General features: G+C 69.6%; 10 protein-coding genes. 9 read left to right on the forward strand and 1 reads right to left on the reverse strand.

The window, feature by feature from the left end; translation table 11 throughout:
- The first annotated feature begins 101 nt into the window (after nt 1-101).
- The gene (locus ACZ6YV_RS24370; RefSeq protein WP_465511809.1) at nt 102-1,418 is read left to right on the forward strand and encodes a DHA2 family efflux MFS transporter permease subunit; all 1,317 of its coding nucleotides are present in this window, start codon (nt 102-104) and stop codon (nt 1,416-1,418) included.
- Here ACZ6YV_RS24370 and ACZ6YV_RS24375 read toward each other — a convergent pair.
- Nucleotides 1,411-2,214, reverse strand: a complete 804-nt coding sequence (locus ACZ6YV_RS24375; protein ID WP_465511810.1) for a dienelactone hydrolase family protein — start codon at nt 2,212-2,214, stop codon at nt 1,411-1,413. The two genes, ACZ6YV_RS24370 and ACZ6YV_RS24375, sit on opposite strands and share 8 nt — an antisense overlap.
- A 73-nt stretch (nt 2,215-2,287) precedes the next feature.
- Here ACZ6YV_RS24375 and ACZ6YV_RS24380 point away from each other — a divergent pair, with 73 nt between their 5' ends.
- The 8 genes from ACZ6YV_RS24380 to ACZ6YV_RS24415 all read left to right on the forward strand — a co-directional run bounded on the left by ACZ6YV_RS24380 (nt 2,288) and on the right by ACZ6YV_RS24415 (nt 11,102).
- Entirely contained in the window at nt 2,288-3,274 is a 987-nt protein-coding gene (locus tag ACZ6YV_RS24380) for a GlxA family transcriptional regulator (RefSeq protein ID WP_465511811.1), read from the forward strand.
- 115 nt (nt 3,275-3,389) lie between these two features.
- Nucleotides 3,390-4,592, forward strand: a complete 1,203-nt coding sequence (locus tag ACZ6YV_RS24385; protein ID WP_465511812.1) for an ROK family transcriptional regulator — start codon at nt 3,390-3,392, stop codon at nt 4,590-4,592.
- A 66-nt stretch (nt 4,593-4,658) separates the two neighbouring features.
- Nucleotides 4,659-4,838, forward strand: coding sequence for a hypothetical protein (locus tag ACZ6YV_RS24390; RefSeq protein WP_465511813.1), 180 nt, complete (start codon nt 4,659-4,661; stop codon nt 4,836-4,838).
- A gap of 230 nt (nt 4,839-5,068) precedes the next feature.
- Nucleotides 5,069-6,292 (forward strand): ROK family protein, encoded by a 1,224-nt coding sequence (locus tag ACZ6YV_RS24395; protein ID WP_465511814.1) that lies wholly within the window; start codon nt 5,069-5,071, stop codon nt 6,290-6,292.
- Complete coding sequence (locus ACZ6YV_RS24400) at nt 6,289-7,791, forward strand: sugar ABC transporter ATP-binding protein (RefSeq protein WP_465511815.1); 1,503 nt, start codon at nt 6,289-6,291, stop codon at nt 7,789-7,791. The genes ACZ6YV_RS24395 and ACZ6YV_RS24400 overlap by 4 nt, the downstream gene beginning before the upstream one ends.
- A 35-nt stretch (nt 7,792-7,826) precedes the next feature.
- Nucleotides 7,827-8,804: an ABC transporter permease gene (locus ACZ6YV_RS24405; protein ID WP_465511853.1), complete on the forward strand. Its 978-nt coding sequence runs from the start codon at nt 7,827-7,829 to the stop codon at nt 8,802-8,804.
- Between the two features lie 34 nt (nt 8,805-8,838).
- Nucleotides 8,839-9,891 (forward strand): substrate-binding domain-containing protein, encoded by a 1,053-nt coding sequence (locus ACZ6YV_RS24410; RefSeq protein ID WP_378237346.1) that lies wholly within the window; start codon nt 8,839-8,841, stop codon nt 9,889-9,891.
- Between the two features lie 41 nt (nt 9,892-9,932).
- Nucleotides 9,933-11,102 carry a Gfo/Idh/MocA family protein gene (locus ACZ6YV_RS24415; RefSeq protein ID WP_465511816.1) on the forward strand — a complete coding sequence of 390 codons (1,170 nt, stop codon included), beginning with the start codon at nt 9,933-9,935 and terminating at the stop codon, nt 11,100-11,102.
- Nucleotides 11,103-11,150: the final 48 nt, after the last annotated feature.

Raw genomic sequence — 11,150 nt, forward strand, 5'->3', positions numbered from 1 at the left:
GGGTTGATCTTATCATCGTTAAGATCTTAACGGCGATAAGAGTGGCAGGTAGGATGATCGGGAGTACCGATGACGAGCGCATAACCCCCGCGCTGTGGGGGTTGGCTTCGATCTTGATCCTCGGCGGGTTCCTGTCGATGTTCACCTCGACCGTCGTCAACGTCGCGCTCGGCACGATCGCGGCCGGATTCCGGGCATCGCTCGGTACCGCTCAGTGGATCGCCACCGGCTATCTGCTCGCGCTCGCCGCGATGGTGCCGGTGAGCGGCTGGGCGAGTCGCCGCTTCGGGACGACGAGGCTTTGGCTGGGGTGCGTCGGCCTGTTCGCGGGGTTCTCCGCGCTCTGCGCGACGGCGACGTCGATCGAGGCGCTGATCGTCTTCCGTGTCCTGCAGGGTGCCGCGGGCGGGTTGCTGGTCCCGGCGGGACAGATCCTGTTCGCGGTGACGGCGGGGCCGAAGCGGCTCGGCCGGATGATGGCCGTGCTGAGCATCCCGATCTACCTCGCGCCGGTGCTCGGCACCCTGGCGGGCAGTGTGCTCACCGAGCGGTTCGGCGTGCCGTGGCTGTTCCTGGTGAACGTGCCGATCGCGGTGATCGGCCTGCTGCTGGGCCGGAAATGGCTGCCGAGGGAAGACCCCGCCGTCGCTCAGCCGCTGGACCGGCGCGGCCTGTTCCTCACCGTGACCGGGCTGCCGTTGCTCGTCTACGGCTTCGCCGAGACAGCCCCGATCCCGGTCGCCGCCGGGACGATCCTGCTCGCCGTCTTCGCGGTCACCGCGCTGCGATCACCCGCCCCGTTGCTCGATCTGCGGTTGTTCGGCGACCGCGCGTTCGCCTCGGCCGCCGCCGTCGTCTTCGGCATGGGGGCCGCGCTGTTCGGCGCGATGATCGTCCTGCCGTTGTACTACCTCGACGTCCGGCACGAGAGTCTCGTCGCCACCGGGTTCCTGACCGCGCCGCTGGCACTCGGCACAGTGCTGGCGCTTCCGCTCGCGGGCAGGCTGACCGACCGGATCGGCGGCGCACGGGTGATCTTCGCCGGATTGATCGTCACGATCGTCGGGACGGTTCCGCTGGCGCTACTGACCGGGTCCGACGGCTACTGGTGGCTCTCGGCCGTGCAGTTCGTCCGCGGCTGCGGCATCGGGCTGACCACGACCCCGGCGCTCGCCGCCGGGCTGGTGTCGGTGCCCCGAGAGCGCGTTTCCCACGCGATGCCCCTGTTCGCCATGCTGCAACGGATCGGCGGATCCTTCGGGACGTCGATCCTGACCGTGCTCGTCTCCGCGCGCCTCGCCGCCGCTCCGGGGACCGCGGCGGCCATCGCGGGCACGCACTGGTGGATCGTCGGGATCACCGCGATCGTGCTGATCCCGTCGTGGCTCCTCGTCCGCGCCGAGGCCCGGCTCAGCTGAGCCGATCGGCGAGGAAGGCCAGGATCTCGTCTCTCGCCCGAAGGGTGGGGTGGCCTTCTTGATCGACGAGGTGGGCGGTGACGACGCTGTGGGGGCAGGCCACGATTTCGCGGAAGAACGGCGGCGGTTCGGGGTTGGCCGCCTCGGCCGGGAGGACGCGGCCGTCGAACGCGTCACCGAGAAGCGCCCGGTACGCGGCGAAGCGCTGTCCGGTGCACCACCGGTCGTCCTCGAAGCGGTAAGCGAGCACCTTCAGTCCGTCCCGCTCCACGCGCTCGCGTATCGCGGCGGCGTCCGCTTCGCTGATCTCCAGCCCGGCGGGGTCGTCCAGCGGTAGCGAAGGATGGTTGACCACGGGTGCGATGACGGCCGGTTCGAGGGTCATGCTCAGGGCGAAGTTGCCGGTGAAGCAGAGGCCGATCGCGCCGACGCCCGGCCCGCCGCACTCCTCGAACGCCTTCCTCGCCAGCCCTCGCAGCCAGCTCACGACAGGGCTCGTGCCGCCGCCGGCGAAGGCCCGGAACTCGGCGCTGACGCAGGCGCGGCGGGCGACTTTCTCGCCGTCGGCGGCGGTGGGGAAAGCGCCGTCGACACCGAAAAGGGACGGGAGGTAGACCGTGAAACCCGCGTCCCGGATCCAGCGTGCGAAGCGGACGACGTCCGGGCTGATCCCGGGCATCTCCGGCATCAGCACCACCGCCGCCCCGGATCCGGCGACATAGACGGTCTTACCGACGCCGTCGACGTCGACAAGCCGTTTCGAGAAGTCCGCGAGGGTGTCGTCCGCGATCGTCATCGGTCCATCGTCCGGCGCGCCGTCAGATCCGGACAGGGGCGAGATCGCCACCCGTCCGGGTAATCTCGCCATCATGGTGACCCCGCCGCGCATCGGAGTACTCGCCTATCCGGGATGCTTCGCGTCGGAGGTCTTCGGCGTTCCCGATCTCCTCACGATGGCCTCGCATGTCGCCGCGGCCGGGGATCCTCCGTACGAGGTCTCGATTCTGTCGCCGAGGCGGCGCGTGGTCGCCTCCGGTGGAGCGGTGATCACGGTCGCCCCGGTGCGGCGGGTCGATGTGCTGGTCGTCCCCGGGTTCGAGCTTTCGCCGGGACTGGACCTCGATACGCGGCTCAGGTCGCTGCGCCCGGAAATCGAAACCATCAAGTCCGCCTCGGACGCGGGGGTCGCGGTGGTTTCGATCTGCGTCGGCGCGTTCCTGCTGGCCGACGCCGGCCTGCTCGACAAGCGGCGGTCGACGACCTCGTGGCTTTTCGCCGACCGGCTGGCGGACCGATGCCCCGGCACCGAGGTCCTCCCGGAGAAACTCGTGGTCACCGACAGCGGGGTGACCACGACGGGCGCGTTCAGCGCGATGTACGACTTCGCCCTCGGTCTCGTCCGTGCGCACCACGGCGGCCGGGTCGCCCGCGCGACCGCGCGGATCGCCCTCGTCGACGACGCGCGGTCGAGCCAGGCGCCGTATGTCGACGCGGACCTGTTGCCCGCCACCGGCAGGGGATTCGCCCAAGGCGTCAAGCGACGGCTGGACCAGAACCTGCACGAACGCTACGACCTCGGGCTGCTCGCCGCGACGTTCCACGTCAGCACGCGAACGCTCCTGCGGCGGTTTCGCGACGAGACCGGCAAGACCCCGCTCGGATACCTGCAGGAGGCGCGGGTGCGCCGGTCGAAGCACCTGCTCGAAACCACGGAGAGAACGATCGCCGGTATCGCCGCCGAGGTCGGCTATCGCGATCCCGGGACGTTCAGCGCGGTCTTCGCCCGGCTGACCGGGCACCGGCCGCGGGACTACCGCGCGATGTTCAGGCGAAGCCGAGTGTCCACAGTGGACTAGTACCCTCGGGTGGGTTTGTTCCCGCCATGGAGCCCTTGAGGGTTTCGAATCCCGTGAGCGCGTCTCCGCCGTGGCATTCGGGACACTCGGTGGGCAACGCCGTAGGCTCAGGGGAATGAGCACGGCATCCACCACGGAGCATCCGATGGTCGAAACCCGGCACCAGACCCAGTTGCTCACGCTGCTGCGGGACGAAGGGCCGATGTCCCGGGTCGAACTGGGGGAGCGGCTGGAGTTGCCGCGTGCCCGGGTGGGCGCCGAGGTCGCGCGCCTCGCCGAGGTCGGCCTCGTCGAAACAGCGGGCCCGTCGGCGAGCCGGGGCGGCAGGCGGTCCACGCTGGTACGGCTGGCGGGAGACCTGCGGGTGCTCTCCGTCGACGTCGGCGCGACGTCGGTCGGGGTCGCCCTCACCGACGCGTCGTGCGAGGTGCTGGTGCACACCGTCGAGGACTGCGACGTCCGGCAGGGGCCGCACGCGGTCCTCAAACGCGTGGCCGCCCTCGCGGAGAAGATCCGCGAAGAGGCGCCAGGCAAGCTGATCGCCGCCGGGATCGGCCTCCCCGGGCCGGTGAGCTTCGCCGAGGGTATGGCGGTCGCGCCGCCGATAATGCCCGGCTGGGACCGGTTCTCCGTGCGCGACCATCTCGGCGGGCTGCTGCGCTGCCCGATCACCGTCGACAACGACGTGAACTCGATGGCGCTCGGGGAACGGCACGCCGGGGTCGCCCGCTCCATCGACGACCTGGTGTTCGTCAAGATCGGTACCGGTATCGGCTGCGGGATCGTGCTGGGCGGCAAGGTGTACCGCGGCGTCGCCGGCACCGCGGGCGACATCGGGCACATCCGCCTCGACGACTACGGGCCGACCTGCGCCTGCGGTGAGACAGGCTGCCTCGAGGCCTACTTCGGCGGCGCCGCGCTGGCCCGCGACGGGCTGACCCTGGCCCGCAGCGGCCGGTCGACCTACCTCGCCGACGTCGTCGCGGCCCGCGGCGCGATCACCGCCCAGGACGTCGGCCGCGCGGCGGCTTCGGGCGACTTCGGCGCCGTCAACCTGATCCGCGACGGCGGACGGCGGCTCGGCCAGGTGGTCGCCTCGCTGGTGAGCTTCGTGAACCCGGGCATGGTCGTGATCGGCGGCGGCGTCGCGCAACTCGGGCATCAGCTGCTCGCCGAGATCCGCAGCTCGGTCTACCGGCGGTCGCTGCCGCTCGCGACCGGGAACCTGCCGATCGTGCTGTCCGAACTGGGCGACACCGCCGGGGTCATCGGGGCCGCCTGGTCCGCTACGGACCGGGCTTTCACGCTGAGTAGCTGAGCCGGCGGCGGCGCAGAGCAGGAGCACCCGCCAGGCGAGGCCGCCCCACGTGCTCGGCGTGGGCGGTTGCCCGAGGCCTACATGGCGGCCGGCGAGCAGGTGCTGGCGAAGGTGGAGGCCATGATCGCGGTCTGGGACGGCGGGCCTTCCGGTGGTCACGGGGGCACCGCCGACGTCGTCGAGGCGGCACGTGAGCGTGGTCTGCCGGTGACGATCGTCTGGCCCGTGGGCGCTACCCGCGAGTGAGCTCAGGACACGTTGGGCATCCACACGATTCCGATTAGTAACGTCAAGATCGTGCAGACTTTCGCTCATTAAGTACGAAAGTCCGCACTGTTCTGGACGGCTATTCGGGTGACGACGGGCTTTAGTCGACATTTCTGTCCTGTTGTCACCTTGACGAGTGACACGGACCACCCTACTTTCGCTGGCTAAGTAACAAAGTTTGTTACGGCCGATTCGTAAGTGAGGGATGTGTGGCCGCGACGGAATCCGGGCAGCTCGACCCGGTCAGCCCACGCACGGCGAACCTCGCCGCGCTCCTGCGGGCGTTGCGCGTGGGGCCGCTTTCGCGCACCCAGCTCGCGGCGCGCTGCGGGCTCACCAAGGCGGCCGTCTCCGGGCTGATCACCGAACTGACCGACCGCGGCCTCGTCCGCTCCGCCGGACTCCAAGGCGGCGGCAACGGCAGGCCCAGCCAGCTGGTCGAGCTGAACGGCGCCAGCGCCTGCGGGCTCGCGCTCAGTGTCGAGGCCGACCGCTTCGCCGCCGTCGTCACGAACCTCGACGGCCGCGTCGTCGCCGAGCGCACGGAGACCGCCGACGTCGCCGCGCTCGGCCTGCACCGGAGCATGGATGAGCTCGCTTTCCTCGCCGGACAGGTGCTGCGCGACGACCGGCCCGTCGGGGTCACGGTGTCCGTTCCCGGCCTGGTCGACTCGGCCGCCGCGGTGCTGCGGTTCGCGCCGACTCTGCGCTGGCGCGACGCCGAGATCGCCGACCTCCTCGCCGCCCGGCTCGGCCTGCCTGCCGACGCCATCGCGGTCGACAACGAGGCCAACCTCGGCGCGGTCGGCGAGGCTGTCGCCGGTGTCGGCCGCGGCGTGCGGGAGCTCTTCTACCTCAGCGGCGGGATGGGTGTCGGCGGCGGACTCGTGTCCGGCGGCGCGGTCCTGCGCGGTGCCAGGGGTTTCGCCGGCGAGGTCGGGCACATCACCGTCGACCCGTCGGGCGAGCAGTGCCCCTGTGGGCGGGTCGGCTGCCTGGAGACCAAGGCCGGGCTCAACGCCGTGCTGCGTGGCGCCGCCTCGCCGGGCGACCCGCTGCACGATCCCGCGCTCGGCGTCGACGGCCGGGTCGGGCTGCTCAAGCACCGCGTGCAGCGCGGCGACCAGCGCGCTGTCGGCGCGGTCTCGGAACTCGGGGTCGCGCTCGGCATCGCGGTGTCCACTGTGGTCGACGTGCTCGACCCGGATGTCGTCGTGCTCGGCGGTTACTTCGCCGAACTGGGCGAATGGCTGGTCGAGCCCGTGCGCCGCGAACTGTCCGCGCGTCCGCTCGGGCACGAGCCCGCCTGCCGCGTCGAGCCGTCGCCGCTGGGCACCACCGCCCCGCTGCGCGGCGCCGCGCATCTGGCCACCGAACGACTTTTCGCCGATCCGACGCTCGTCCCGCTCACTTCCCAGGAGGCACCGGCATGACCCTGCTATCCGTCCGGGGGATCGTGAAGACGTTCCCGGGGGTGCGCGCCCTCGACGGGGTCGACTTCGACGTCGAGCCCGGCGAGGTGCACTGTCTCCTCGGCCAGAACGGCGCCGGCAAGTCCACGCTGATCAAGACGCTCGCCGGGGCCCACCGGCCCGACGGCGGCGAGATCTTCTGGCAGGGCGAGCCGGTGACGCTGCCGTCGCCGGTCGCCGCGCTGAAGATCGGCATCGCGACCATGTACCAGGAACTCGACCTGGTGCCCGGGCTTTCCGTGGCGGACAACATCTTCCTCGGCCGCGAGCGCGCGAAGTTCGGGTTCACGCGGATCACCGAGTCCCGGAACAAGGCCGCGAAGCTGATGGCCCGCCTCGGACATCCCGAGATCACGCCGTCGACCGAGGTCGGCAAGCTCTCCGCGGCCGGACAGCAGCTGGTCTCGATGGCGCGGGCGCTCGCGTACGACGCGAAGCTGCTGGTGATGGACGAGCCCACCGCGGCGCTGGCGGGCGAAGAGGTCGACAACCTGTTCCGCATCGTCGGCGAACTGACCGCCGAAGGTGTCGCGATCATCTACATCTCCCACCGGCTCGAAGAACTGCGCCGGATCGGGCACCGCGTCACCGTGCTCAAGGACGGCAAGACCGTCTCCACCGGCCTCGACGCCAAGGAGACGCCGACCTCCGACCTCGTCGCGCTGATGGCGGGCCGCAAGGTCGAGACCGTCTTCGGCCCGCGTCACCAGGAGCACGTGGACCCGGACCACGCGGTCCTCAAGGTGGAGAACCTGACCACCGTCGGCGAGTTCGAGAACGTGAACTTCACCGTGCACGCCGGTGAGGTCGTCGGGATCGCGGGCCTCGTCGGTTCGGGCCGCAGCGAACTGCTGGAGACGATCTTCGGCGCGCGCAAGCAGGACACGGGTTCGGTGTCTGTCGACGGCGAGCCGGTCCGGCCGGGCAGCGTGTCCGCGGCGGTCAAGGCCGGGATCGGCCTGGCGCCGGAGGAACGCAAGAGCCAGGGGCTCCTGCTGGATCTGCCCGTCGTGCACAACGTGACGCTGGCGAGTCTCTCCAAGTACGCGACGTTCGGCTTCACCGAGCGGGGCAAGGAGCTCGAAGACGCCGGAGAAAGCTTGCGGCGTCTCGATCTCCGGCCCGCCGATCCGCACCGGATCATCCGCACGCTGTCGGGCGGCAACCAGCAGAAGGCGGTGCTCGCCCGCTGGCTGGTCCGCGGCTGCCGGGTCCTGCTGCTGGACGAGCCGACGCGCGGGGTCGACGTCGGCGCGCGGGCCGAGCTGTACCGGCTGATCGAGGAACTGGCCGCGACCGGGGTCGCGATCGTGCTCGTCAGCAGCGAGATCCCCGAAGTACTCGGACTGTCCGACCGGGTGCTGGTGCTGCGTGAAGGACGTGTCCTGGCTGAAAAGCCGTCTGCGGAGCTGACAGAGGCGGATGTGCTCGACGTGATTCTCGAGGGGAGTGCGGCGTGACTGACCAAGCCGAGTCGCTGCGTACGGAAAAGGCCGTGGAACCCTTGCCACCTAGGAAGAACGGTTTCAAGTTCACCGTCGACCCCCGGCTGCTCGGGCTGACCGGTGTCCTGGTGATCCTGTGCATCGTCGGGAGCGTGACCCGGCCCGACCAGTTCTTCACCGACGGCAACATCTCCACGATCCTGCGGCTGGCCGCAGCGATCGGGGTGGTCAGCGTCGGGATGACGTTCGTGATCATCGCCGGCGGCATCGACCTCTCGGTCGGGTCGATCGTGGCGCTCTCCAGTGTCTGGCTGACCACCTTGGCCACCCAGGCCTACGGCCCGTTCGTGATGATCCTTTGTGGACTCCTGGTCGGCCTTGGCTGCGGGCTGGTCAACGGGATCCTGGTGTCCTACGGGAAGATCGTGCCGTTCATCGCGACACTGGCGATGTACGTCTCGGCCCGCGGGCTCGCGGAACGCATCAGCGGCCGCCGTACGCAGGTGGTGTCGGAGGCGAGCTTCCTGGAGTTCTTCCGCGGCGACCTGCTCGGCATCCCGGTGCTGATCTGGATGTTCGCGCTGGTGTTCGCCATCGGCTGGGTGGTGCTGAACCGCACCACGTTCGGCCGCCGCACCTTCGCCGTCGGCGGCAACGCCGAGGCCTCGCGGCTGGCGGGTATCAACGTCAAGCGCCACACCGCACTCGTCTACGGCGTCGCCGGACTCTGCTGCGGCATCGCCGCGCTGATGGTCGTCGCCCGCACCACCGCGGGCGCCTCGACCAACGGAATGCTCTACGAACTCGACGCCATCGCGGCGGTCGTCATCGGCGGCACCCTGCTCACCGGTGGCCGCGGCTCGCTCATCGGCACCCTGATCGGCGTGCTGATCTTCACCGTGCTGTCCAACATCTTCACGCTCAACAACCTGGACACCGACATCCAGAACATCGCCAAGGGCGTGATCATCGTGCTGGCCGCGCTCCTGCAGTTCCGGTCGGTCAAGAAAACCAAGACGAGTACTTAGTGGTCACCCCCGTCACCGTGGATGGAGAGTCCTCATGACCGAACAATCCCTGCATCGCCGCCGTTTCCTGCTGGGAGGCGCGGCCGTCGGAGCGGGTGCGCTGCTGACCGCGTGCACCTCGAACGAGGCACCGGCGCAGAACAACGCCGCGAACGTGGCCAACGCCGGGGCCAACTCACAGCCCGGAACCCCCGTCACCATCGGGTTCTCGGCGCCTGCCGCGGACCACGGCTGGATGGCGGCCATCACCAAGAACGCCCGCGCGCAGGCGCAGAAGTTCAGTGAGGTCACGCTCAACGCGACCGAGGGCACCAACGACGTCAACCAGCAGATCTCCCAGGTGGAGACGCTGATCAACGCCAAGGTCAACGTCCTGGTGATCCTGCCGTTCGACGGCAAGGCGCTCACCGCGGTCGGCCAGCAGGCGATGGACGCCGGTATCCAGGTGATCAACCTCGACCGCGTCTTCGACACCCCGCTCGCGTACCGCACCTGGATCGGTGGCGACAACTACCGCATGGGCGTCAACGCCGGCAACTACATCGCCCAGCAGATGAAGGCGAAGAACATCGCCGCCCCGGTGATCGGCGAGGTCGCGGGCATCGACTCGCTGCCGCTGACCCAGGAACGCAGCAAGGGCTTCAAGGACGCCTTGGCCCGTCAGGGTTTCGCCGTCGGTCCCCGGGTCTCGGCGGACTTCACCCCGGAGTCGGGCGAGAAGCAGACGTCGAACCTGCTGCAGTCCGCGGCGAAGCTGGACGCGCTGTGGAACCACGACGACGACCAGGGGGTCGGGGTCATCGCGGCGATCAACAACGCCAACCGCAAGAACTTCCTGATGGTCGGCGGCGCCGGTTCGAAGAACGCGATGAACCTGATCAAGTCCGACGCCGAGCCGCTGAAGGCGACCGTGCTCTACAGCCCGTCGATGGCGTCTTCGGCGATCTCGCTCGCGCGCCTGCTCGGCCAGGGCAAGGGGGCCGGTGACTTCGCCGAGCACGAGATCCCCGCCGAGATCACCACGTACTCCGCGGTGGTCACCAAGGAGAACGTCGACAAGTACATGGACGTCGGCTTCGACTCGTAAACCTGCGTACCCGACACACGCACGCGCCTTTAGGAGGGGTATTGAGCACGGCAAAGGAAACGATCGGGATCGGCATGGTGGGCCACGCGTTCATGGGTGCGGTGCATTCGCACGCGTGGCGCAGCGTGCACCGGTTCTTCACGCCACCGCTGATCCCGAGACTCGCCGTGCTCGGCGGCCGTAACGAGGCGCGGGCGAAGGCCGCGGCGGACCGGTTCGGCTGGGAAGACGTCGAGACGGACTGGCGCGCGCTGATCGCCCGCGACGACGTCGACCTGGTCGACATCTGCACTCCGGGCGACAGCCACGCCGAGATCGCGATCGCCGCGCTCGAAGCCGGGAAGCACGTGCTGTGCGAGAAACCGCTGGCCAACACCCTCGCCGAGGCCGAAGCGATGGCCGAGGCGGCGGCGAAGGCACGGGCCAACGGTGTCCGGTCCATGGTGGCGTTCAACTACCGCCGGGTGCCCGCGCTCGCGCACGCCAGGAAACTGGTCGCGAGCGGGGCGCTCGGCGAGATCCGCCACGTGCGGTCGGTGTACCTGCAGGACTGGCTGTCCGACCCGCACTCGCCGATGACCTGGCGGCTGCACAAGGACAAGGCGGGCTCGGGCGCGCTGGGTGACCTCGGCGCGCACATCGTCGACGCCGCCCAGTTCGTCACCGGCGACACGATCACCGGGGTCTCCGCGCTGACCAACACCTTCGTCAAGGAGCGGCCGGACGGAGACGGCGGCACCGGGCAGGTCACCGTCGACGACACCGCGCTGTTCCTCGGCCGGTTCAGCGGCGGGGCCGTGGCGAGTTTCGAGGCGACCCGGTTCGCGCTGGGCCGCAAGAACGCGATGCGGCTGGAGATCAACGGGTCGAAGGCGAGCCTCGCGTTCGACTTCGAGTCGATGAACGAACTGTCCTTCTTCGACGGCGGGCAGCCCGCCACCGAGGCCGGGTTCCGCCGGATCCTGGTCACCGAACCCGAGCACCCGTACGTGGGGGTGTGGTGGCCGCCGGGTCACCTCCTCGGCTACGAGCACACCTTCACCAACGAGGTCGCCGACCTGCTCACCGCGATCGGCGACGGCACGGATCCCGAACCGTCCTTCGAGGACGGGTTGAGGGTTCAGCAGGTCCTGGACGCGGTCGAGCGCAGCGCTTCCGACGAGGCCCGATGGACCGCTGTGCCCGGCGTCACTGCGAAGGGGAGTAACTGAGAGGTAGATCCAGCCGAAAGTCGCATGACGGCTATCACTGCGACTTGG

It is taken from the genome of Amycolatopsis sp. NPDC102522, assembly GCF_055584485.1.

Coding starts and splice junctions, on each gene's coding strand:
- ACZ6YV_RS24375 (WP_465511810.1), bottom strand. CDS start 2,214: ATGACGATCGCGGACGACACCCTCGCGGACTTCTCGAAACGGCTTGTC.
- ACZ6YV_RS24380 (WP_465511811.1), top strand. CDS start 2,288: ATGGTGACCCCGCCGCGCATCGGAGTACTCGCCTATCCGGGATGCTTC.
- ACZ6YV_RS24385 (WP_465511812.1), top strand. CDS start 3,390: ATGAGCACGGCATCCACCACGGAGCATCCGATGGTCGAAACCCGGCAC.
- ACZ6YV_RS24400 (WP_465511815.1), top strand. CDS start 6,289: ATGACCCTGCTATCCGTCCGGGGGATCGTGAAGACGTTCCCGGGGGTG.
- ACZ6YV_RS24410 (WP_378237346.1), top strand. CDS start 8,839: ATGACCGAACAATCCCTGCATCGCCGCCGTTTCCTGCTGGGAGGCGCG.